The sequence below is a fragment of the Spirosoma sp. 209 genome, assembly GCF_002006735.1.
In the GTDB taxonomy this organism is placed as follows: domain Bacteria; phylum Bacteroidota; class Bacteroidia; order Cytophagales; family Spirosomataceae; genus Spirosoma; species Spirosoma sordidisoli.
Genome location: NZ_MVEC01000019.1, coordinates 116,898 through 138,528 on the forward strand (window position 1 = coordinate 116,898; position 21,631 = coordinate 138,528).

A 21,631-nucleotide genomic window follows, 5' to 3' on the forward strand; every position below is an offset into this window, starting at 1 on the left:
AAACCTCCATGAGCACCACCCTTCTTATTATTCTGGTTACCGTTGGCATCAGTCTGGCTGCCTGGAACAATCCGGCCCTGATGGATCGCTGGATTATGAATCCCTACCGCGTAGCCAGCCGGGGGCAGTATTATCGGCTCATCACATCGGGGTTTCTGCATGCCGACTGGAGCCATCTGCTGTTCAACATGATCAGCCTGTACTTCTTCGGCGGGTTTATCGAGCAGGTGTTCGACGTGCTTTTTCCGGGCAGTGGGGCGCTGTATCTGGTGGGGTTCTACCTGATCGGAATACTGGTGTCCGATATTCCGAGCTTTCTGAAGCACCGGAACGATCCGGGCTATAACGCGCTGGGGGCGTCGGGTGGGGTGTCGGCGGTGCTGTTTGCGGCTATCCTGTTCCGGCCACTGATGCCGATCTCCATGTTTTTTATTCCCATCGGCATTCCCGGCTTCATCTTCGGCGGGCTCTACCTGGCCTATTCCTACTACGAAGCCCGGCGCGGTTATGGGACCATCAACCACGACGCTCACTTTTACGGGGCTTTGTTCGGTATTCTGTTCATGATCGTGGTTTACCCGGCTGTACTGCCTCAGTTTATCGAGCAGATTGCCGGGTGGCGGCTTTTCTAGGACAATATGCTCCATCTCCTCCGTCAACCGTATCCATCCAGCGAATCGGCCGGTCGGCAGGTTCGAAAAGCGGCTTTCATCGGGTTGTTTGTAGGCCTGTTTTTGCTGACGTTCGAGCCGTTCGGGATCAACCTCTGGAATACCGACCACAAATCGCTCAAGCTGCTGGGCTTCGGCCTGGTCACCTTCGTGGTTACGGCGCTGAACTTTACGGTCTGGAATCGGCTGTTCCCGCGTCAGTTTTCGGACGAGCGCTGGACGGTAGGCCGCGAAATTCTGCTCATAACGGGTAATATTCTCCTGATTGCGCTGGCCAACCGGTTGTATATGGAGTGGCTGCTGCGCCTGGAGGGCTTGTCGTACTCGGTCAACTGGGTGAGCATGATCCTGATTACGTTCCTGGTCGGCCTTTTTCCGACAACGGGGGTCGTACTGCTCAACTACGTTCGGCAGTTGAAGAAATATAGTGAATCGGCCGCCCAGCTGCCGGTTCATCCGCCCGTTCAGCCGGGTATTACTCCCATCACGCCCTCGCCGACCGGTCATTCGTTAACGCTCGTTGCCGACAACGACAGAGACACGCTCAGCCTCGACCCCGCCGATCTGCTGTTTATCGAATCGAGCGATAACTACTGCACTGTGGTCTACTGGAAAGATACCGATCGGAGCAAACCCGCTAAAGTGCTGCTGCGGAGTAGCCTGAGCCGGATGGCGGCCCAGATCGAGGTTCCCCATATTGTTCGGTGCCACCGGTCCTACGTGGTCAACCTCGACCGGGTAGAGCGGGTTACGGGCAACGCGCAGGGTTACAAGCTGCATCTGGCAGGTGGGCAGCTGGCGGTTCCGGTGTCGCGCCAGTACAATGATACGCTCGTGGCCGAGCTGAAATCGTTGTAGAACGTCCCGGCTGTTTGTCCCAAAGGCGCTATTCCTTTGCCAAACGCCCCAAACGCTGTTGTTTGTCCCTTCCTGCTACCCGAAACAGCCAACAAGCTTTAGGTTTGTGTCAGATCTATTTCTGCACAAGCCATGCGATTCGTTACGGTTCTCGTTTTTTTTCTGCTCGCTTACCAGCTGACGGCCCAGCCAGTCGATACGGTGTATACCACCACCTATCTAAAGAAAAGTACCTCTTTTGCCTGGACGACCTTTGGCGCCGATGTGCTAACGCTCGGGAGCGGCCGGGCCGATTACCAGACCCTCGAAGGTGACCGCCGGACGACCGATTTTGGGGCGACCGCCATGCCACGGCTAACCATCGGGGGTGTTCACTTCTGGGGCCATGCCGACTTTTACGTCTCCTTTCCGCTGCCGGTTCGGGTGTCGGCCCGGCCGTCGGTTTTTTCGGCCATGCAGTACCGGCAGGGCGTCGAGACGGGGGCGCGTATCTATCCGTTTCGGCTGCGGCCGGGTCGGCTGAGTCCCTATGCGGGCGTTAGTTTCCGGCTCCTGTCGTACGGTCACCAGACGGCCGGTACCGACTATGCCTACAAGTATCCGGAAGTGCAGCGGATGATTGTTCCCGTTCAGGCCGGTCTGACCTATACCACGTCGAAATACCTGTTCACGGCCGGGGTGCATTACCAGACCACCCGCCAGCTGCCCTACGCCATCTCGCCCACGGCCTTCGGTACCACCTCGTTCAACCCGGTTTCGGTCAACATAGGCCTGGTACGCTACATCGACTCCGACAGAAACCTGACCGAAGCCAAAGCCGTCGATCAGCTCAACATCAAGCATGAACTGCTGAAACGGAACCGGCGGCTCAGCGCCTGGTATGCCGGGTTTGGCCCGTCGGCGGCTTTACCGCGCCCGCTGAGCCGCTCGTCGTACATGGAGCGGTACCGGCCCTACCTGAAGGGCGAAACCCTGGGCGGAATCATGCCCGATCTGGCAGCTGGTCGCTATTTCCACAAAGCCGACCTGAACGTAGGGGTGTCGTACCGGACTATGGGCGCCCGCAGCGACGGCTTCGATGCCAACGTTCGGTTCCGTCGTCACTCCGTTGCGCTCGAAGCGTACAAATACCTCTTCAACTACCTGGGGTTTGCGCCGTACGTAGGACCAACGCTCTCCATCGAACGCCTGTCGATGAACGATACCGGACAGCGCTTCCAGGAAACCAAACCGGCCGTTGGGCTGATCTTCGGCTGGGACATCCGGGTGACGAGTACCGAAGTGAACCTGCTCCGGACCAACCTGCGCTGGGTACCGAACCTGCACCTGAACGCCAACGGAGAGCGGGTCCTGTTCGACAATATCGAGTTCAACTTCATCCAGTACGTTCATTACTTCGGCCGCAAGGCCGTATACCGCCAGCACCGGGCCCGCCCCTGATGGGTTCTCTTTGTCAAACGTCCCAACCGTTGCTGTTTGGCCCTTTCGCCTTGTCGGTCGCGCCGGATCCGCCTACGTTTGTTTCGTCAATCGCATCCCAAAAAACAGTTGAACAGCATGAAAACGGTACTCGCTCTATTTTTGATCATTCATATTGGAACGGGCATAACGGCCCTGCTGGTTGGGCTGATTCCGATGTTTGCCCGGAAGGGAGGTCGCCTGCATAACCGCGCGGGTCTTGTGTTTGTCTACTGCATGATCACCGTAGCCATAACGGCCCTGCTGCTCTGCGTGCTGCAGCCGTTCAAGATGATGCGGCTATTCCTGACCGGCATTGCCGTGTTCAGCTTCTACCTGAGCATGACCGGCTGGCGGGCCACGAAACAGAAAGACGGACAAAGTAGCGCGTTCGACCGGGGGCTGACCTACGCGACCATGCTCGTCAGCATCGGTATGATTGGCTTCGGGCTGTACCTGCTCATGCTGAACGGAGCGTCGTTTTTCCCGATCGTGTTCTCTTTCTTCGGGGTACTGACCTTTGTTTTTGCGGGGCGCGACCTGCAGGCCATGCGGCAGCCTGCCCGGAAGATGCAGTGGTATTTTCAGCATTTTACCCGGATGGGCGGGGCCTATATTGCCACATTTACGGCAGCCGTCGTTACCAATATCGGACGAATTGCGCCGGCTGGCTCACCCGAATGGATAGGTACGCTCTTCTGGATCGCTCCGTCTGTAATTGGCAGCATCATCATCGGCCGGACCGTGCGGCACTATCTGATCAAGTTTAACCTGGTCTGATGGGGGCGGAATCCAGCTACCGGGCCAGCAGAGTTTTGGCCACGGGCAGGGCTTTGTCGGTCCACAGCTTCATCTGCTGACCCGAGTAGTGCAGCCCGTCGTAGGCAAAGGCGGTGCGGTTATCGGCAGCCTGGCGGGTCAGGGGGGTGATGTCGACGTACACCACATTGGCCCGGCGGCATTCATCCTGCGCGATGGCGTTGAAGGCGTCGATATCCCGGGCAATACTGAGTTTGTCGCGGCCGGCGGCAAAGGGCGAAACACCCCAGTCCGGAATAGAGAGGACGAACACCCGGTCGGCCCGCTTGCCCGCAAACCGGATCGCCGTCTGTAACAGCGCCCTGAACTCAGTCCGGTAGCGATCCTGACTTTGGCCACGGTACTGGTTATTGACGCCGATCAGCAGCGATACCAGGTCGTATGTTTTCTGATTACCACTTTGTTGGATAGCCTCCTGAAGCTCGGCCGTTGTCCAGCCCGTTCGGGCAATAATATCGGGAGCGGCCACAGCTATCCTGTCGTCGCGCAGGCGGTCGGCCAGCTGTACGGGCCAGCGCTCGTACTCCGAGACGCTTTCGCCGATGGTGTACGAGTCGCCGAGAGCCAGGTAAGTAAGCGAAGGCGGGGCTGGGGCGGGGCTGGCAGGCATAGCCGGTTCGGGTTGTGGCCGGGTGCAGGCCAGCAATAGCGAGGTGATAATGAGCAATAGTTTCATCGGGTACGTAGCGGGCTGTTTACGGGATTACCTACGAGCCAGGTTAGAGACCGGATTGCCGGTAACCCCGTAAACGCCCTGCCGTACCTTACTCCTGTTCGAGCAAGAATGCTTTGATAAACGGGTCGATATCGCCGTCGAGTACCGCGTCGGTGTTCGACGTCTGATAGCCGGTGCGGTGGTCTTTCACGCGCCGATCGTCCAGTACATACGACCGAATCTGCGAACCCCACTCAATTTTCTGCTTCCCGGCCTCTACTTCGGCGCGGGCTGCGTTTCGTTTCTGCACTTCAATCTCGTACAGCTTCGACTTCAGCAGGCGCATGGCTACTTCCTTGTTCTGCAACTGGCTCCGTTCCTGCTGACATTCGATAATCAGTCCGGACGGGCGGTGCCGCAACCGAACGGCTGTTTCGACCTTGTTGACGTTCTGGCCACCCGCCCCGCCCGATCGGAACGTATCCCAGTCGATGTCGGCCGGGTTTACCTCAATCTGGATGGTGTCATCGACCAGCGGATACGCAAAAACCGACGCAAACGAGGTGTGACGCCGGGCGTTGGAGTCGAAGGGCGAGATGCGTACCAGCCGGTGAACCCCGTTCTCGGACTTCAGAAAGCCGTAAGCCAGTGGCCCATCGACCTCAATCGTGGCTGACTTGATGCCGGCGGTATCGCCTTCCTGATAGTCGACCTGTTTGAGGGCATAGCCGTGTTTTTCGGCCCAGCGCATGTACATCCGGTAGAGCATGTCGGCCCAGTCCTGGCTTTCGGTGCCGCCCGCGCCCGCGTTGATTTCGAGAACCGCGCTGAGCTGATCTTCTTCATTGCCGAGCATTTTTTTGAGCTCGAGGTCGTCGAGGATAGCCGATACTTTCTGGCCTTCGGCATCTACTTCTTCTTCGGTCACGTCGCCGGCTTCGTAGAACTCGAAGAGCGTTTCGAGATCGCCGAACTGGCTGTTCAGTTTCTCGTAACCGCCGGTCCAGCCTTTCAGGGCGCGTACCTGTTTCATCACGCCTTCGGCCCGGGCCGCATCGGTCCAGAACTCGGGCTGGAACGTCTGCTGCTCGAGTTCGGCTAGCTGTTCTTTCTTGGCGTCGTAGTCAAAGATACCTCCTCAGGGCCTCTACTCTGGCCCTCAAGTCGGTCAACTGGTCAGTTGTCATGAACTTGTCGTAATTGATGGACGAATGAATGAGCCAAACCTGAACCCGCCTGCCGGCGAGCGTGCGTCGGCTCATGAATGCAAAGATAGAACAAAAGGAGCGGGGGGCCTTGTTTCTGCCGAAAGCGGATCGTTGCCAGAAAACAGGACGCAGCGGCTCGGCACGGCGTTTTTTCGGAGCGGCCGGCCGGGCCGGTCGCCATGGATTGCCCAAACCGGCTGATTTCGTACAGACCCGCTGGCCGGGTCCGGCACGAACCAACTTTTCGCCCTACCTTTGCGTTCTCAAACCAAGAGATTGTTGCAGACGGTACGCCGGAGCAGGGTACTTTTTTTAGTCTACATTTTTCATTCATAGAAATGGCTTCACAGTACGATGTAATCGTGGTAGGTAGCGGGCCGGGCGGATATGTTGCCGCCATCCGCGCTTCGCAGTTAGGTATGAAAACGGCCGTTATCGAGCGCGAGAGCCTCGGCGGTATTTGTCTCAACTGGGGCTGTATCCCCACCAAAGCGCTGATCAAATCGGCGCAGGTTTTTGAATACATCAAGCACGCCAAAGACTACGGTATCACCGTACAGGGCGAGTCGGAAGCTGATTTCGGCGCCGTTATCAAGCGGAGCCGGGGCGTTGCCGACAGCATGAGCAAAGGCGTTCAGTTCCTGATGAAGAAGAACAAGATCGACGTCATCAGCGGGAACGGGAAAGTAAAACCCGGTAAAAAAGTGGAGGTGACCGGGGCCGACGGTAAAGCCACCGAATACGAAGCAAAACACATCATCATTGCCACCGGTGGCCGCGCCCGTCAGCTGCCGGCCGCTCCGATCGATGGTGAGAAAGTGATTGAATACCGCAAAGCCATGACGCTCGAGAAGCGGCCCGATTCGATGGTGATCATCGGCTCGGGGGCTATCGGGGTCGAGTTTGCGTATGTATATGCCAGCATGGGCACCAAGGTGACCATCATCGAGTTCATGCCCAATATCGTACCGGTCGAAGATGAGGATATCTCGAAAGAACTGGCCAAGAACTACAAGAAAATGGGCGTTCAGCTCTTCACCAACTCGGAAGTGACGAAAGTCGATACGAGCGGAAAAGGCTGCGTAGTAACGGCTAAAACGCCGGAGGGCGAGAAAACCTTCGAAGCCGACATCGTTCTGTCGGCAGCGGGTGTGGTCGCCAACATCGAGAACATCGGCCTCGAAGAAACCGGCATCGCTACCGACCGGGGCAAGATCGTCACCGACGATTACTACCGCACCAGCACCGAGGGCTACTACGCCATCGGCGACTGCACCAAAGGGCAGGCCCTGGCCCACGTAGCCTCGGCCGAAGCCATCATCTGCGTAGAGAAGATTGCCGGTCTGCCGCATGTTGAGCCGCTGAACTACAACAACATCCCGGGCTGTACGTACTGCACGCCCGAAATCGCGTCGGTAGGTTATACCGAGAAAGCCGCCCGCGACGCCGGGTACGAGCTGAAAGTCGGTAAGTTTCCGTTTACGGCTTCGGGTAAGGCCAAAGCCGCCGGTGCGCCCGAAGGGTTCGTGAAGGTAATTTTCGATGCCAAATATGGCGAGTTCCTGGGTGCTCACTTCATCGGGGCCAACGTAACCGAAATGATTGCCGAGGTCGTAGCCGCCCGCAAGCTGGAAACCACCGGCGAAGAAATCCTGAAGGCCGTTCACCCGCACCCAACCATGTCGGAAGCCATCAAGGACGCCACCGAGGCCGCTTACGGTGAGGCTATTCACTTGTAAGAACCCGCAAACGCCGTCTCGACGCGCGATCTGCAACTAGTACTACTGCCGCCAGTTCGATGCACTATGTGTGTTGGGCTGGCGGTATTTTTTTTGGCCTTTCTGCTTTTTACTGCGCCGGCCGCCGTGGTCTGGTTATGAACGCCGTCTCGCCCGGAAAATCCTTATATTTAGGCGGTAAAGTGCAAGATGTAAACCTATAATCTACTGACGATACCTTCCATGCGTAAACAAACTGTTTCTTTTCCGCGGACCGTAGCTCTCTCGGCGGCCGGGCTGCTGGTAGCCGGGGCTCTGGTCAGCGCCTATCAGAACCGGAGTCTGAACGGTGCTTCAGAAACGTATCTCAACAGCCTCTTTGCCCGGCTGACCGACGATGACAAGCGCGATCCGAAATATGCCGTCGGCAGCCTCAACGTCGCATCGGGTCTGGAAGCAACGCTGTTTGCATCCGAACCCATGCTCACCAACCCGACCAACATCGACGTCGATGCGCGTGGCCGCGTATGGGTCTGCGAAGCGTATAATTACCGGCCTGCCATTACCGGAAACCCGACCCATAAAGAAGGCGACCGGATCGTCATTCTCGAAGACACCAACCAGGACGGCAAGGCCGACGTCAGCAAGGTATTTTATCAGGACCCCAGCATCGAGTCGCCCCTGGGTATCTGGGTGCAGGGCAACCGCGTTATCGTATCGGACAGCCCGAACGTATGGGTTCTGACCGACGATAACGGCGACGACAAAGCCGACCGTAAAGAGCTGCTCTTTACCGGGATTGGTGGCGAACAGCACGATCACGGCATGCATACGTTCGTCTTCGGGCCCGATGGTAAGTGGTATTTTAACTTCGGAAACGAAGGCCGGCAGCTGATGGACAAAGACGGCAACCCCGTTATCGACATAGCCACGGGTAAGGCCATCAATCGCCAGAATTTCAAGCAGGGGATGGTCTTCCGCTGCGATCCCGACGGGAAAAACGTAGAACTGCTGGGCCAGAACTTCCGCAACAACTACGAAGTGGCGGTCGACTCTTACGGGGCGCTCTGGCAATCGGACAACGACGACGACGGCAACAAGGGCGTTCGGATCAACTACGTCATGGAATACGGCAACTATGGCTATTCGGATGAGATGACCGGCGCGGGCTGGCAGGCTAACCGGACCAACCTCGAAGCCACCATTCCGCAGCGGCACTGGCACCTGAATGACCCCGGTTCCGTACCGAACCTGCTCCAGACCGGCGCCGGTTCGCCCACCGGTATTATCGTGTACGAAGGCAAGCTGCTGCCCCAGGTGTTTCAAAACCAGATCATTCACTGCGATGCCGGTCCCAATGTGGTTCGGTCGTATCCGGTAGAAAATGACGGCGCTGGTTATAAGGCCAGTATCGTCAACGTGCTGGAGGGCGTGCGCGACCAGTGGTTCCGCCCGGCCGACGTCTGCGTAGCGCCCGACGGCTCGCTGATCATTGCCGACTGGTACGATCCCGGTGTGGGCGGTCACCAGGCGGGCGATCTCAACAAAGGGCGGGTCTATCGGGTAGCGCCCCCCAACTCGGCCTATACGATGCCGAAAGTAGATGTGACATCTATAGAGGGCGCAATCGAGGCCCTGCAAAACCCAAATATGAACGTTCGGTATGCAGGCAGGCAGGCGCTTCATGCGCAGGGTACAAAAGCCGAGAAGTCGCTGGCCCGGTTCTACAAAGCCACCACCGACCCGCGTCAAAAAGCCCGCGCGCTATGGCTGCTGAGCAAGCTACCCGATAATAAAGGAGCCCGCTACGTTACGGCGGCTCTGAAAGAAACCGACCCGAACCTGCGCATGACGGCCCTGCGCGCGGCTCGCCAGATGGGTAGTCAGGCTACGCTGGCCGCGGTAAAGCAACTCGTTGCCGATACCGATCCGCAGGTGCGTCGCGAATGTGCCATTGCCCTGCGTCGGCATGCATCGCCCGAAGCCCCCGCGCTGTGGGCCCAGCTGGCCGCCAAACACGACGGTAAAGACCGCTGGTACCTCGAAGCGCTGGGCATTGGTGCCGATGGAAACTGGGATAGCTATTACAACGCCTGGCTCGGGCTGATGAACAACGATCCGCTGGCCAACGCCGGTGGCCGGGATATTGTCTGGCGGGCGCGTACCAAAGCGTCGGTTCCACTGCTGGCCAGGCTGGCCGGCGATAACAACGTTGAGCTGAAACAGCGGCTTCGCTACTTCCGAGCCTTTGATTTCAACCCCGGCGCTACGGATAAATCGAACGCGCTGCTCAGCATTCTGCAGGCCAGCAGCAACGGCAATAGCGCATCGGCTACCGACGTTACCAAGCTGGCCCTGCGCCACCTCGACCCAGCCTTCGTCAAAACGTCGCCCATCGCCACCAGTGCTTTGAACAAACTGATGAACGATGTGTACGGCACCCAGGAGTACATGGAACTGGTATCCCGGTATGAGCCCACAGCCGAAAACGCCCGACTGCGGCAACTGGCGGTAGCCAAACCCCTCGATGGTCTGGGGCGTGATGCGGCTCGGCAGCTGCTCAAGCAGGGGGGCGGTGCTATGGCCTGGGAAGTCGTCAATGGCAGCGATACCGAAGCCGCCCTGAGTATGCTTACGGCCCTGCGCCGGGTAGGCAGCAAAGAGTCGATCGAGATCCTGAAGTCGGTGGCGCTGGACGAAAAACGGGCAGTAGCCCTGCGCCGGGAAGCTACCCGGTCGCTGGGGGGAAGTAACGACGGCGAAGATATCGTCATTGCGCTGCTGAAATCCGGCGACATCAAAGGCGACTACAAAGCAGCTGCCGTTCAGGGGGTGTCGGGCGCCTGGCGCAAGAGCATCCGGAACGAAGCAGCCAAATACATAGACGGGGGAGCCGCTATGGGAAGCCGTAAACTGCCTGCTATGACTGAATTGCTGGCCATGAACGGAAACGCCATTACCGGCGCCACGGTGTTTAAGGCCAACTGCTCGACCTGCCACCAGATCAACGGCGAGGGCATGGACTTCGGCCCCAAGCTATCCGAAATCGGCTCTAAGCTGCCCAAAGAAGGTCAGTACCTGGCCATTTTGCACCCCGACGCCGGGGTTAGCTTCGGCTACGAAGGCTGGGAGGTGAAATTTAAAGATGGCAGCACCCTGTCGGGCATCGTGTCGAGTAAAACCGAAACCGACCTGCAGATGAAGTTTCCGGGTGGCGTGGTGCAGAACTACAAAATGTCGGACGTGGTGTCGATGAAAAAAATGGATTCGTCGATGATGCCATCGGGTTTGCAGGAGGCCATGAGCACGCAGGAACTGGTTGACCTGGTCGAGTACCTGGCCAGTTTAAAGAAAAAACAATAAGCTTTTGTCGACACGACAGGGCATCCCACTAAATCATTATTATGCAACGACGCAATTTTGTCAAATCGACGCTGGGAGTGGCAGGGGCCGCTTTTTCTGGAGAAGCTGTAGCCGGCAACTGGCATTCGCAGCCCGCACTACTGGCCAAGAATTCATTCAAACTCAAGTACGCTCCTCATATCGGCATGTTCGAGAACAGCGCCGGGAAAGATCCCATCGATCAGCTTAAGTTCATGGCTGATATGGGCTTTACCGCCCTTGAGGACAACGGCATGATGGGACGCGACGTGGCCATGCAGGAGAAGATGGGTAAAGAGATGGCCCGGCTGGGTATGACCATGGGCGTATTCGTGCTCGACAAAGGTGGAAACTCGCAGAATACGCTGGCAGCCGGCAAACCGGAGTATATCGATATTTTCCTGAACGGCTGTCGGCGGGCGGTCGAAACGGCCAAGCGCGTTAACGCCAAATTCACCACCGTTGTGCCCGGCGATTTCGAGCGTAACCTGCCCATCGGTATTCAGACTGGCCACGTCATCGACGCGCTGCGCCGGGGGGCAGAAATTCTGGAGCCGGCCGGTCTGGTCATGGTGCTGGAACCCCTGAGCGACTCGCCCAATCTGTTCCTGCGCACGTCAGACCAGACGTACGAAATCTGCCGGGGTGTCAACAGCCCATCGTGCAAGATCCTGTTCGACATTTACCACATGCAGAAAAACGAAGGGCATATCATTCCGCATATCGACTGGTGCTGGAAAGAGATTGCCTACTTCCAGATTGGTGATAACCCCGGCCGGAAAGAACCGACCACCGGCGAGATCAATTACAAAAATATTTTCAAACACATTTACCGCAAAGCAAAGGCCGAAAACAAGGAGTTTATCTTCGGTATGGAACACGGCAACTCCATGCCGGGCAAAGACGGAGAAGCCGCGCTGATCAAAGCGTACCTCGAATCAGACAGCTTTACCATCTAGGCTGAAAACAAAAAAAGGGCTGCCAGCGCAGCCCTTTTTTTGTTAGCTCTTTACAAGACTACTACCGAGTTCTCTTCACCCGCAATACCGCTGGCAACGTATTTGTCAGCAGCCCAGTCGTTTTCCCATTTCGTGCCATCGAGGATGTAACGGAATTGATACTCGCCACCAACGGGCAGTTCAACCGTGGTTTTGTACGAACCATCTTTTTGCTTTTTCAGCACCTGGGCAGCGGGATCCCAGTTGTTGAATTCACCGGCCAGGGCGACCGTTTTGGCACCATTGACGGCTTCGGCGGGCAATTCAAACGTTACTTTTGCAATAGGCTTACTTTTTAGAAACTGTTTGGCAACTGCCATAGTAGATCATTGTTTGGTTTGACGCAAAATTATATCACAAAAAAACTAAGATAATAATTATCAGTAGGTTAAGCATTAATATTCTTTTAATAGTACTATTTGTTTTTTTTAGATTTATATTTATCTACCAAACTCGCAGATTAATTTATGAGGCTGGCTGGCTTATCGATCTAGTAGTTTATTGGCCAGTTCACGAATCGTCTGCAAGCGCGCTGTGAACGAGCCGCTTACGATTTTGTAATCCAATTGTCGCCGGTCTAACTCCGCCCGAAACCGGTTCATCATGTCAACGCGCCGGTGGCCCAGGTCGCGCAGACCGTCGGCTACCCAGGGTACATCGATGTCGAGCAGCACATAGGCATCGTAACGTACCTGCTTTTCGAGTTCGTAAAGAACGGGGGGTATCTGATGCAGGTAGATATCCGAGTAGATCTGGGTCGTAATCAGATCGGTATCGCAGAAAAGTATCCGGTTGGCTCGCTGTTGGGCGGCCTGAACCGCTGCCGTCTGTGCGTAACCGATCCGGATGATGTCATCGGCCGTAAACTCGTTGGACGTGATCATATCGCGGGCTACTTCGGGTACAAACGTAGTATCGAACGCCAGTGCCAGCTGCCGGGCGGTCGTCGTTTTCCCCACGCTTTCGGGACCGTACAGGCAAATTTTCCGGACGAAATACGGGCGCACTACGGCCGGCAGATAGTCCCAGAAGCGGGCGGGATTTTGTCGGATCTGAGTGGCTGATACCGGCACCTGCTGCCGTGCCGGATCGAACGATACGTAGCGCAGGCCGCTGTGATAGGCCAGGGGTAGCCCATACGCTTCGGAAGCGAAAAAAACGCTGACCGACGGAAACCGACGTTTGATAAAAGCCGCCCACAGCTTCGTGGCTTCAGGGAGTGGTAGCGTCGGGTCGTGGAAGTCGTCGGCTTCGGCAACTACCTCGATGGTTGGGTAGGGGGCCAGCAGTTCGGTAAGCCAGGCCAGCCGTTGTTCGGGCGCTATCGGGTCAGCAGCCGTGTAGCTCATCGACACAATGAGCCGGTCGCACTGCTGGCGGGCAAAGTCGATGAGTGCCAGATGCCCTGTATGAACCGGCATAAACTTGCCGAAAACCAGTCCGGTTGTCATGCCTCCTGATGCAAATAATCTAGTTCTGTCGGCGGGGTACGCCAGTTTTACTGCCGGACAAACACGTAATCGCCGGTGCTGAACGGCCGAATGACGATGCGGTTACTGGCCAGAAACGTAAACGGCATCAACCGCCCGTTCGACGACGACATGCAACCGGCTATAATGCGAACGTCATTGCCCTCTACCGCATACCGACCGGGGCCGCAGCCCAGAAACCCGTATTCGACGGGAATCGTATTCTCGTAAAACTCGGTAAAGGCTCCGCTGCGGTCAAAGGTAATAAATACACCCTTTCCCGACGGAATAGTAACCGTCGTACAGGTCGAGCTGGTAGCGGGTTTGCAGTATGTGATAAGTCGCCAGGTGCCGGCAAGCTGATCGGCCGGGTCGGGGTTGTCGGTTGAGCAGGCGAGGCCGAAACCAAGCAGGATGAGGTAGAGGTACGATTTCATAGGGTTGGGTGTTTTGAGGCTATTCATTGGTTTCCTGGTATTTATGCCGGGCATTTTATATATCAATTTCCCGGGTTGAATGCCGGGTCTATTCATGGTCAGAACAGATTGCGGTTCGCATTGAGCTAAACCCATGAATAGGCCCGGCATTCATGCCCGGTATTTTTTATATATCGATTTCCCGGGTTGAAACCCGGGTCTATGCATGGTCAGAACAGGCCCGGATTGAAATTGAGCTAAACCCATGACTAGCACCGGCATTCATGCCGGGCATTTTATATGCCGATTTCCCCGGATTACAACCCGTACATTTTTTATATACCGATCCCCCGGGTTTTGTAATAGCCAGACCCGGTTGGGCGGTAAAGCGTTGTAATGGTCAGGGATGCAGCGGGTTAGGCTGGGCGTAGCCACGATACTCGCGGGTCCAGTTCCAGGCGCCGAACAGAGCTACGAAGCAGAACAGGAAATACTCGGCCGCTACCAGTTTGACCCCTTTTACGAAGTAGATGTAGGTCAGAATAGCGTCGACCAGCAGCCAGACGTACCAGCATTCGACTCGTTTTTCGATCATCAGAAACGTAGCCAGAATGCTCATTACGGTCGTAAACGAGTCGATGTAGGGGAAGGCGCTGGGCTGGCTGAACAGCACGGGAAACCAGGCGTGCAGATTGCTGGCAAAGGTACCGAGCAGTAGGGTAGCGACGCCAGCCGCCAGGGCCCAAACGGTAAACTGACGCGTAGGCATACGGGTGATGCGCAGCTCCTGGTGCTGGTTGGCTTCGTCGGGTTTAGGGTGTTTCCAGCGCCACCAGCCCTGCAGGTTCGTGATCAGAAAAAATACCTGCAGAAACATGTCGGGGTAGAGCTGAATCTGGTAAAACAGAAAAAAGAACAGCACCACACTGACTGCACCGATGGGCCAGCTCCAGACATGGGCCCGCGCCGATAACCATACCGCCACCGCCCCGCTCACGACGCCGAAGAACTCCAGATAACTCATGGGATAGCCCCAAAGCGTAAAGAAAAGCGTGTCGATGTCAAAAAAGTCAGGCATTCGGGCAAGTAATCAGCGGATGTTTCAGCGTTTAGAAAGACGAAAGTACGCTTAAAACCCTTTTCGGACTCATGCAAAAAATTGCTATGCTCGGGGGCGGCTTCATCGGTCGCTTCTATGCCGACTCCCTTCACGGCCAGCGCAGCCGCGACAAAGTGGTGGCTATCTACGCCCGCCGTGAAGAAACCGCTCAGAAATTTGCCGATGATTACGGCTGCTCGTTCCTGTCGACAAACATGGAGGAGGTAATCGCGCACCCGGACGTGACGATGGTCTGTATTGCGTTGCCCAATAACCTGCATGCACCCGCTGTTGCGTTATGTGCCAAACACAAAAAGAACGTTGTCTGCACCAAACCCCTGGGGCGCACCGCCGAAGAGGCCCTGCAGATGATGAAGCTGGTTGAAGAAGCCGGTATTTTCGGGGGCTATCTGGAAGACCTGTGCTACGCGCCCAAATTTCTGAAGGCGCTCGATACGGTAAAGAACGGGGCGCTGGGCCGGATTCTGTGGGCCAAGTCGCGCGAGACGCACCCCGGTCCGCACTCCAACTGGTTCTGGGATAAGGAACAGGCCGGGGGCGGCTGTATGCTCGACCTGGGTTGTCACTGCGTAGAAATTGCGCGCAACTTTATCGGTAAGGAGGTTCGGCCGGTCGAGGTGATGTGCTGGGCCGCTACGCAGGTGAAACCCATCGATGCCGAAGACCACGCCATCGCGCTGGTGAAGTACGAGAACGGGGCCATCGGGCAGTTTGAAGTGAGCTGGACATTCCGGGGTGGTATGGACCTGCGCGACGAAGTGATGGGCACCGAGGGCACCATCTGGATCAATAACTTTCTACGAACCGGCTTTGAGATGTTCACGACCGGCAAAGCGGCCGACTACGTAGCCGAGAAGGCCGAGAGTAATGCGGGCTGGCTATTCCCGGTTGGCGACGAGGTAAACGACCTGGGCTATAATCACATGTTTACCGATATGTTCAGCGCAGCCGAAGAAGGGCGCCAACCCGCCGAAACGTTTTACGATGGCTACGTCGTGAATGCGATTCTGGATGCCGCCTATAAGTCGGCCGAAACAAAACAGTGGGAGCCGGTACAACTGCCCGTATGGCGGGGTCAGGAAGGCTTGTCGCAGCAGACGACGCTGACGGATTACGACGCCGACCACTACCTGATCAAGGAAGAAATCACCCATGACGGGCGGCATAAGGTCATTCTGAAAGAAAAAGCTGGCGGTAAAATCGTCGAGCGCGATCTGGCGTAAGGAGCAGGGGCGCTGGCTCTGGTCAGCGCCCTTATCTGAACAGGTAGCTTAAGTCAATCTCCAGACTTGTTACCGGGCCCCGAAGAATACCGCTTGTCCAGGGTTGCATAGAGCCGTCGGGAAGTACAGTCTGGATGATGCGTAGGATTGGCAGTAGCCGATCAATTTTGTTTCTTGCAGGCCTTAAATCAACAAGCACAACGTCGAATCTCAATGTGGTTAGAAAATAAGCGAATTGTAGTGGTGGGCGGCACAACGGGTATGGGCCTGTCGGCTGCCCTGGCATTTGTTCAGGAAGGCGCGCAGGTCGTTGTGGTAGGTCGTAATCCCGACAGCTGCGCGGCTGCCGAAAAACAGCTCGACGGTAACGGACTGGCGATGTCGGGCGATGCGTCGGACCCACAAACGGCTCCGAAAGCCATTGCCCTTTGTCAGCAGATCTTTGGTGGTTTCGATGGATTGTATCACGTAGCGGGCGGTTCCGGACGCCGGTTTGGCGATGGTCCCCTGCACGAACTGACCCTCGATGGGTGGCATTATACCGTTAATCTGAACCTTACCTCGCTGATGCTGTCGAATCAGGCCGCCGTGCGGGCGTTTCGGGCGCAGCGGTCGGGCGGCACCATCCTCAACATGGGGTCGGTGCTGGGGTCGCATCCCTCGCCGGTTCATTTCGGTACCCACGCCTACGCGGCCATGAAATCGGGGGTGATCGGGTTTACCCGGTCGGTAGCAGCCTATTACGCTAACGACAACATTCGGGTCAACGTGCTGGCGCCGGCGCTGGTCGAAACACCCATGGCGCAGCGCGCGGCTACCGACGATACCATCCTGGCCTTTACCAAAACCAAGCAACCCCTCGATGGTGGTCGTATCGGGCAGCCTGACGATCTGGACGGAGCCGCTATTTATTTCATGTCAGATCAGTCGCGCTTCACAACCGGTCAGGTGCTGACGGTTGACGGCGGCTGGAGTGTTAGCGAAGGACAACTATGAACGCAATCGGCATCGACCTCGGCGGCACCTGGATCAAGGGTGTGCTGATGGATATGCAGACCGGCCAGATCGGTAAACAGCTCTATCATCCGACCAATGGGGAAAAAGACTGGAAACAGGCCGTTGCCGAAACGGTAGCCGAACTGCGCGAGGCTGCCACAACCGGAGTGCTGGCCATTGGTTTGTCGGCGCCCGGTCTGCCCGATGCCGGTAACCAGTGCATATCGTTCATGCCGGGTCGGCTGGAGGGGCTGGAGGGTTTTTTGTGGAGTAACTTCCTGAAGGCGCCCGTGCATGTTGTTAACGATGCACACGCGGCCCTGCTGGCCGAGGCTCGTTTCGGGGTGGCCAAAGGGCTGAAAAATGTGGTGATGCTCACGCTGGGTACGGGCGTTGGCGGTGGGATACTGATCAACGGAAAACTGTATCAGGGTAACCACCAGAAAGCCGGCTCGCTGGGACATATCACCGTCACCGCCGAAAGCGATCTGAGCATTACGGGTCAGCCCGGTAGTCTGGAAAACGCCATCGGCAATGCCACCATCGACAAACGGTCGCAGGGGCGATTTACGTCGACTTACCAGCTGCTCGAAGCCTATAAGCGGGGCGACTATCTGGCGCAGTGGGTATGGCTGTCGTCGGTACGGCATCTGGCCATCGGCATCTGCGCGCTCACCAACGCCTTTTCGCCCGAGCTGGTCGTGCTGGGGGGCGGTATTACCCAGGCCGAAGAGGACCTGCTCAGGCCCCTGGCCGAGTTTATGGGTCTGCATGAATGGCGACCCGGCGGGCAGACAACGCCCATCAAAATAGCTCATTTCGGTGATATGGCCGGCGCTATCGGGGCCGCCAGCTTTGCCATTCAGCGCGCGGCCGACTGAGGGCTTCGTCCCATTCTGTAAGTTATCGGGCTAGTATACATCAGGTTTATCGGTTCAATCCGTATTTCGCTCTCATGACGGTTGAGTACATTCAAAAATGCCGGGCTATTCTCGACACGGTCGAAGCCCAGACCGAATCAATTCAGCAGGTGGCGCGCTGGTACGCCGATACCATCCTGGCGGGGCGTATGGTTCACGTGTTCGGATCGGGCCACAGCCGGATCATGGTCGAAGAAATGTGGCCGCGCTACGGGTCGTTTCCCGGTTTTAACCCCATCGTTGAGCTGTCGTTGACCTTCCATAACCTGGTTGTAGGGGCCAACGGGCAGCGGCAGGCCATGTTTCTCGAAAACGTACCGGGGCTGGCCGATCGCATCCTGCGTAACTACGACCTGAGCGAGCAGGATTCGGCCCTCGTTATCTCATCCAGCGGCTGCAACGTCGTACCCATCGAAATGGCCGAGCTGTTTCAGCAGCGGGGCGTTCGGGTTGTCGCGCTCGTTACCAAAGCGCACTCAGACGCCAGCACCAGCAAACGGGCCGACGGTAAAAAACTCAGCGATTTCGCCGATCTGATTCTGGACACGGGCGCCCCCGTTGGCGATGCGATGCTGACCGTACCGGGACTCGACACGCCCGTAGCGCCGGGCAGTACGGTAGGTGGCGCTGTTATCGTGAATAGCATCAAAGCCGAAGTAGCCCGGCTGTTAACCGAAGCGGGTCACCCGCCCACCGTACTCAGTGCCGGTGTGCTGGTCGGGGCCGACCGAGCCGTTTCGCTGTTCGAAAGCGCTTACGACGAACACGCTCACCGGTTGGCCCGGCTGTATGCAAAGGTCGGGGTGCCTAGCTATGTGAGCGGGCTATGATGGAGACCGCCCGCCTGACTCTGTTGCCGTTGACACTGGATCAGCTTCGGCTGCACGTAGCCGATGGGCACCGGCTGGAGCAGGCGCTGGGGTTGCAGAAAGGACACCGTAAGGTAACTGAGCCGCTACTCAGTATTATCAGGCATTACACGATACCCCGCCTGAGCGATCCCAGACTGGACCCGATGTATCATACGATCTGGATCGCCATCGACCGCGACCGGCAGCAGATTGTGGCCGATGCCAAATTCAAGGGCGAGCCCGACGAAACCGGTGCGGTCGAGATCGGGTACGGCACCTACCCGGCTTTTCAGCGACGCGGCTACATGACCGAAATGGTAAAGGGTCTGGTTGGCTGGGCCGGTCAGCAGCCCGGTATTCAGCGGGTTGTGGCCGATACCGATGTGGAAAATACGGCGTCGCAGCGGGTGCTGGAAAAAGCCGGGTTTCGGCTGTTCGACCGTATCGAGACCATGCTGTGGTGGGAGTACCTGATCAGTCAGGAAACCGGTAGCGCTGAGTAAACAAATCCGGCCCGGTACTTACCTCTCCAACAGCGGTCGTACGACACTGCGGTTACGAACTTTGTTTTAACCTATGGAACAGTTAATCCGACAATACATAACGGCCTATAACGCCATGGACGTAGCCGGCATGATGGCCCTTTTGCACGATATCATCGTATTCGAAAACGTCTCGAACGCGTCGGGTATCACGGCTACCAGCGGCAAGGCCGAGTTTGAGGCCCTGGCCCGTCAGTCGCTGGGCGTCTTCAGAAGCCGCGAGCAGCGCATCCGTTCACTGACCCTCGGTGACCGTACGGCCGCGGTAGAAATCGACTACAGCGCCATTGTAGCCGTCGATTTGCCCAACGGGCTGAAAGCCGGGCAGGCGCTCATGCTGCGGAGCGTTACCATCTTCGCCTTCAGCGACGGTAAAATCAGCCGCATCAGCGATTATAGCTAGCTAAAGACGGGGGCGGTGCGGAGCACTCCGACCAGCCTCCCGCTTTTCATCGTTCATTTCTTCGTTTCCTATGCAACCCATTCCTATCAAAACTACCGTTGTCGGGTCGATGCCTTTTCCGGGCTGGCTGGAGTTTTCGAGCCAGAACCTGAGCCAGTTTGGTCCGGCCGATATCAACGAGATGATCGAAGACGCCGTAGTGACGTCCATTCATGATCAGGTGTCGGCGGGCCTCGATGTCATCACCGATGGTGAACAGACCCGTTTCGATTTCAACCTGTCGTTCTACGGCTATATCAACGGCATCCAGAATAACGATACCGAACTCCGGCGCTACGGTCCGCCGGCCCACGACCAGCGTGGTAAACACAACATCGTGGAGGCCCTGACGGCCCCGCGCGGGCTCGGCGTCGTGGAAGAATACCAGCGGCTGAAACGACTCGCGCCCGACGGGCAGGGATTGAAAGTATCCATTCCGGGTCCATACACGCTGAGCGGCCGGTTGCTGCCAGGCAGTCTGTACAAAGACCGCTGGGAAGTCACCGAAGCCCTGCTGCCGCTGGTCTGCCAGGAAATTGCCGACCTGGTGGCGCTGGGGGTTCCGGAAATCTGCGTCGATGAGCCATCGATGTCATGCTACGCCTATCGGGAAGATACGAAGCGGTTTGTCGATATTTTTAACCGGACGGTAGCGCCGGGCGTCGGAAAGACCCGGCTGTCGATGCACCTCTGTTTTGGTAACTATAAAGGCCGGTCGGTGGGTAAAAAGACCATTGCCCCCATGCTGCCCGACTTTCTGGATATGACCGTCGATGAACTCCATTCCGAGATGACGATTCTGAACTTTTCGGAAGTAAATCTGCTCGAACGGTTCGCCGAGAAATTCGATGTGGCCGTAGGCGTCATTGATGTGAAGAGCTATTACATCGAAACCCCCGACGACGTAGCCGAGCGGATTCGGAAGTGCCTGCCCTACGTTCCGGCCGAGAAGCTGGCCGTAGCCCCCGATTGCGGGTTGAGCCAGACCGCCCGCTGGGCCGCCAAACAAAAGCTGGCCAACATGGTAGCCGGCGCCAAACTGGTGCGCGCCCAATTGTAAAAATGCGAAGGGGATAGGCGTTGTAGTCCGCGTCCTCACCGGGACGCGTAGTCCGGGACGCGTAGTCCGGGACGCGTAGTCCGGGACGCGTAGTTGGACCACTTGTCCGGATGGTTTGTTGCTGACGCGCGTGAGACGCGAGGGGTCGCGTCTCTACGTGCGTAGCTGTTCTCGTAGGGCGTCGGTCATTTGACAGCGTTCCTGGGTTAGCTGGCTGATGTTTTCGTTGAGCAGCATGCGGTTCCGGGCGTTGTTGAAATGTTCGCTGTAGGTGATGCGGAGCTCTTTCCGCTTCCTGCTCTCCAGAAAACGACGGGCATCGTCGGGCGTTTCGAGCAGCAGGGGCGGTACCGTTGTCGGCTTGTCGGCATCGTCTTTCGCAACCATCGTGAAGTAGCTGGTATTAGTATGCTTGACGAAACCCGTCTTTACATTTTCGGCAACGACTTTAATACCCACAACCAGCGACGTGCGCCCTACGTAGTTGACCGATGCCATCAGCGATACCAGCTCGCCCACCTCGACCGGCTGCCGGAAGTCGACGCCATCGACCGATACCGTAACGCAGTAGGTACCGGCATGTTTGGCCGCGCAGGCATACGCTACCTTATCCATCAACGACAGCAGAATACCACCGTGAACGCGCCCGCCAAAATTGGCATAGGACGGAATCATCAGCTCGGTCAGCGTGGTGCGTGAGTAGCTAACGGGTTTGGCATCGGGATGATTTGCGGAGGTAGAGTTCATGAAGTTAATCGGATTGGGTACAGAATAAGGCAAATATGGGCGAAACCAACCGGAAAAAAGCCATGGCTGACCGGCGCGC

At 57.1% G+C, this 21,631-nt stretch carries 21 protein-coding genes; 14 read left to right on the forward strand and 7 right to left on the reverse strand.

Annotated features, from left to right (window positions below; all coding sequences use genetic code 11):
• Positions 1–8 precede the first annotated feature (8 nt).
• The 4 genes from B1C80_RS23740 (at position 9) to B1C80_RS23755 (ending at position 3,767) form a co-directional block, all read left to right on the forward strand.
• Entirely contained in the window at positions 9–632 is a 624-nt protein-coding gene (locus tag B1C80_RS23740) for a rhomboid family intramembrane serine protease (RefSeq protein WP_077923708.1), read from the forward strand.
• Between the two features lie 6 nt (positions 633–638).
• Positions 639–1,529, forward strand: coding sequence for a LytTR family DNA-binding domain-containing protein (locus B1C80_RS23745; RefSeq protein WP_077923709.1), 891 nt, complete (start codon positions 639–641; stop codon positions 1,527–1,529).
• A 132-nt stretch (positions 1,530–1,661) separates the two neighbouring features.
• A complete protein-coding gene (locus B1C80_RS23750; protein WP_077923710.1) occupies positions 1,662–2,969 on the forward strand; it encodes a hypothetical protein in 1,308 nt (435 codons plus the stop codon).
• Between the two features lie 117 nt (positions 2,970–3,086).
• Positions 3,087–3,767 (forward strand): DUF2306 domain-containing protein, encoded by a 681-nt coding sequence (locus tag B1C80_RS23755; protein ID WP_077923711.1) that lies wholly within the window; start codon positions 3,087–3,089, stop codon positions 3,765–3,767.
• Between the two features lie 16 nt (positions 3,768–3,783).
• On the opposite strand, the gene B1C80_RS23760 is transcribed toward B1C80_RS23755, so the two are convergent.
• Complete coding sequence (locus tag B1C80_RS23760; protein WP_077923712.1) at positions 3,784–4,482, reverse strand: SGNH/GDSL hydrolase family protein; 699 nt, start codon at positions 4,480–4,482, stop codon at positions 3,784–3,786.
• Positions 4,483–4,570: 88 nt separating this feature from the next.
• Positions 4,571–5,648, reverse strand: a protein-coding gene (prfB, locus tag B1C80_RS23765) for a peptide chain release factor 2 (protein WP_129605437.1) whose coding sequence is annotated in 2 segments (ribosomal slippage) — positions 4,571–5,587 and positions 5,589–5,648 — 1,077 coding nt in all. Because the reading frame shifts where the segments join, the coding sequence is not laid out codon by codon here.
• A 359-nt stretch (positions 5,649–6,007) separates the two neighbouring features.
• Here prfB and lpdA point away from each other — a divergent pair.
• From lpdA to B1C80_RS23780, 3 genes are all read left to right on the forward strand, one after another.
• On the forward strand, positions 6,008–7,408 hold the full coding sequence (gene lpdA / locus B1C80_RS23770; RefSeq protein ID WP_077923713.1) for a dihydrolipoyl dehydrogenase: 1,401 nt from the start codon (positions 6,008–6,010) through the stop codon (positions 7,406–7,408).
• Positions 7,409–7,630: 222 nt separating this feature from the next.
• On the forward strand, positions 7,631–10,750 hold the full coding sequence (locus tag B1C80_RS23775; protein ID WP_077923714.1) for a PVC-type heme-binding CxxCH protein: 3,120 nt from the start codon (positions 7,631–7,633) through the stop codon (positions 10,748–10,750).
• A 41-nt stretch (positions 10,751–10,791) separates the two neighbouring features.
• Positions 10,792–11,727 carry a hydroxypyruvate isomerase family protein gene (locus B1C80_RS23780; protein ID WP_077923715.1) on the forward strand — a complete coding sequence of 312 codons (936 nt, stop codon included), beginning with the start codon at positions 10,792–10,794 and terminating at the stop codon, positions 11,725–11,727.
• Between the two features lie 50 nt (positions 11,728–11,777).
• Here the strand turns inward: B1C80_RS23780 and B1C80_RS23785 are convergent, their stop codons facing one another.
• The 4 genes from B1C80_RS23785 to pnuC all read right to left on the reverse strand — a co-directional run bounded on the left by B1C80_RS23785 (position 11,778) and on the right by pnuC (position 14,729).
• Positions 11,778–12,086 (reverse strand): isoamylase early set domain-containing protein, encoded by a 309-nt coding sequence (locus B1C80_RS23785; protein WP_077923716.1) that lies wholly within the window; start codon positions 12,084–12,086, stop codon positions 11,778–11,780.
• Positions 12,087–12,248: 162 nt separating this feature from the next.
• Complete coding sequence (locus tag B1C80_RS23790) at positions 12,249–13,217, reverse strand: AAA family ATPase (RefSeq protein ID WP_077923717.1); 969 nt, start codon at positions 13,215–13,217, stop codon at positions 12,249–12,251.
• A 47-nt stretch (positions 13,218–13,264) separates the two neighbouring features.
• Positions 13,265–13,672, reverse strand: coding sequence for a lipocalin family protein (locus tag B1C80_RS23795; RefSeq protein ID WP_077923768.1), 408 nt, complete (start codon positions 13,670–13,672; stop codon positions 13,265–13,267).
• 379 nt (positions 13,673–14,051) lie between these two features.
• Positions 14,052–14,729, reverse strand: coding sequence for a nicotinamide riboside transporter PnuC (gene pnuC / locus B1C80_RS23800; RefSeq protein WP_077923718.1), 678 nt, complete (start codon positions 14,727–14,729; stop codon positions 14,052–14,054).
• A 71-nt stretch (positions 14,730–14,800) separates the two neighbouring features.
• On the opposite strand from pnuC, the gene B1C80_RS23805 reads away from it, so the two are divergent.
• The 7 genes from B1C80_RS23805 (at position 14,801) to B1C80_RS23835 (ending at position 20,805) form a co-directional block, all read left to right on the forward strand.
• Entirely contained in the window at positions 14,801–15,994 is a 1,194-nt protein-coding gene (locus B1C80_RS23805) for a Gfo/Idh/MocA family protein (protein ID WP_077923719.1), read from the forward strand.
• A 213-nt stretch (positions 15,995–16,207) separates the two neighbouring features.
• Positions 16,208–16,990, forward strand: a complete 783-nt coding sequence (locus tag B1C80_RS23810; RefSeq protein ID WP_077923720.1) for an SDR family NAD(P)-dependent oxidoreductase — start codon at positions 16,208–16,210, stop codon at positions 16,988–16,990.
• Positions 16,987–17,871 (forward strand): ROK family protein, encoded by an 885-nt coding sequence (locus B1C80_RS23815; protein ID WP_077923721.1) that lies wholly within the window; start codon positions 16,987–16,989, stop codon positions 17,869–17,871. The genes B1C80_RS23810 and B1C80_RS23815 overlap by 4 nt, the downstream gene beginning before the upstream one ends.
• A gap of 74 nt (positions 17,872–17,945) precedes the next feature.
• On the forward strand, positions 17,946–18,740 hold the full coding sequence (locus B1C80_RS23820) for a sugar isomerase domain-containing protein (RefSeq protein ID WP_077923722.1): 795 nt from the start codon (positions 17,946–17,948) through the stop codon (positions 18,738–18,740).
• Positions 18,737–19,264 (forward strand): GNAT family N-acetyltransferase, encoded by a 528-nt coding sequence (locus B1C80_RS23825; RefSeq protein WP_077923723.1) that lies wholly within the window; start codon positions 18,737–18,739, stop codon positions 19,262–19,264. Before B1C80_RS23820 ends, B1C80_RS23825 begins: the two co-directional genes overlap by 4 nt.
• Positions 19,265–19,337: 73 nt before the next feature.
• Positions 19,338–19,706, forward strand: a complete 369-nt coding sequence (locus B1C80_RS23830; RefSeq protein WP_077923724.1) for a nuclear transport factor 2 family protein — start codon at positions 19,338–19,340, stop codon at positions 19,704–19,706.
• Between the two features lie 70 nt (positions 19,707–19,776).
• Positions 19,777–20,805, forward strand: a complete 1,029-nt coding sequence (locus B1C80_RS23835) for a methionine synthase (protein ID WP_077923725.1) — start codon at positions 19,777–19,779, stop codon at positions 20,803–20,805.
• Between the two features lie 153 nt (positions 20,806–20,958).
• Here B1C80_RS23835 and B1C80_RS23840 read toward each other — a convergent pair whose 3' ends face one another.
• Positions 20,959–21,552, reverse strand: a complete 594-nt coding sequence (locus tag B1C80_RS23840; protein ID WP_077923726.1) for an acyl-CoA thioesterase — start codon at positions 21,550–21,552, stop codon at positions 20,959–20,961.
• Positions 21,553–21,631: the final 79 nt, after the last annotated feature.

What these genes read in the sequence shown, in the direction of transcription:
- B1C80_RS23785 (WP_077923716.1), bottom strand. Translation starts at nt 12,086, where the DNA reads ATGGCAGTTGCCAAACAGTTTCTAAAAAGTAAGCCTATTGCAAAAGTA.
- B1C80_RS23740 (WP_077923708.1), top strand. Translation starts at nt 9, where the DNA reads ATGAGCACCACCCTTCTTATTATTCTGGTTACCGTTGGCATCAGTCTG.
- B1C80_RS23830 (WP_077923724.1), top strand. Translation starts at nt 19,338, where the DNA reads ATGGAACAGTTAATCCGACAATACATAACGGCCTATAACGCCATGGAC.
- B1C80_RS23835 (WP_077923725.1), top strand. Translation starts at nt 19,777, where the DNA reads ATGCAACCCATTCCTATCAAAACTACCGTTGTCGGGTCGATGCCTTTT.
- pnuC (WP_077923718.1), bottom strand. Translation starts at nt 14,729, where the DNA reads ATGCCTGACTTTTTTGACATCGACACGCTTTTCTTTACGCTTTGGGGC.
- B1C80_RS23810 (WP_077923720.1), top strand. Translation starts at nt 16,208, where the DNA reads ATGTGGTTAGAAAATAAGCGAATTGTAGTGGTGGGCGGCACAACGGGT.
- B1C80_RS23795 (WP_077923768.1), bottom strand. Translation starts at nt 13,672, where the DNA reads ATGAAATCGTACCTCTACCTCATCCTGCTTGGTTTCGGCCTCGCCTGC.
- B1C80_RS23815 (WP_077923721.1), top strand. Translation starts at nt 16,987, where the DNA reads ATGAACGCAATCGGCATCGACCTCGGCGGCACCTGGATCAAGGGTGTG.
- B1C80_RS23780 (WP_077923715.1), top strand. Translation starts at nt 10,792, where the DNA reads ATGCAACGACGCAATTTTGTCAAATCGACGCTGGGAGTGGCAGGGGCC.
- B1C80_RS23840 (WP_077923726.1), bottom strand. Translation starts at nt 21,552, where the DNA reads ATGAACTCTACCTCCGCAAATCATCCCGATGCCAAACCCGTTAGCTAC.
- B1C80_RS23805 (WP_077923719.1), top strand. Translation starts at nt 14,801, where the DNA reads ATGCAAAAAATTGCTATGCTCGGGGGCGGCTTCATCGGTCGCTTCTAT.
- B1C80_RS23790 (WP_077923717.1), bottom strand. Translation starts at nt 13,217, where the DNA reads ATGACAACCGGACTGGTTTTCGGCAAGTTTATGCCGGTTCATACAGGG.
- B1C80_RS23820 (WP_077923722.1), top strand. Translation starts at nt 17,946, where the DNA reads ATGACGGTTGAGTACATTCAAAAATGCCGGGCTATTCTCGACACGGTC.
- B1C80_RS23745 (WP_077923709.1), top strand. Translation starts at nt 639, where the DNA reads ATGCTCCATCTCCTCCGTCAACCGTATCCATCCAGCGAATCGGCCGGT.
- B1C80_RS23760 (WP_077923712.1), bottom strand. Translation starts at nt 4,482, where the DNA reads ATGAAACTATTGCTCATTATCACCTCGCTATTGCTGGCCTGCACCCGG.
- B1C80_RS23750 (WP_077923710.1), top strand. Translation starts at nt 1,662, where the DNA reads ATGCGATTCGTTACGGTTCTCGTTTTTTTTCTGCTCGCTTACCAGCTG.
- lpdA (WP_077923713.1), top strand. Translation starts at nt 6,008, where the DNA reads ATGGCTTCACAGTACGATGTAATCGTGGTAGGTAGCGGGCCGGGCGGA.
- B1C80_RS23775 (WP_077923714.1), top strand. Translation starts at nt 7,631, where the DNA reads ATGCGTAAACAAACTGTTTCTTTTCCGCGGACCGTAGCTCTCTCGGCG.
- B1C80_RS23825 (WP_077923723.1), top strand. Translation starts at nt 18,737, where the DNA reads ATGATGGAGACCGCCCGCCTGACTCTGTTGCCGTTGACACTGGATCAG.
- B1C80_RS23755 (WP_077923711.1), top strand. Translation starts at nt 3,087, where the DNA reads ATGAAAACGGTACTCGCTCTATTTTTGATCATTCATATTGGAACGGGC.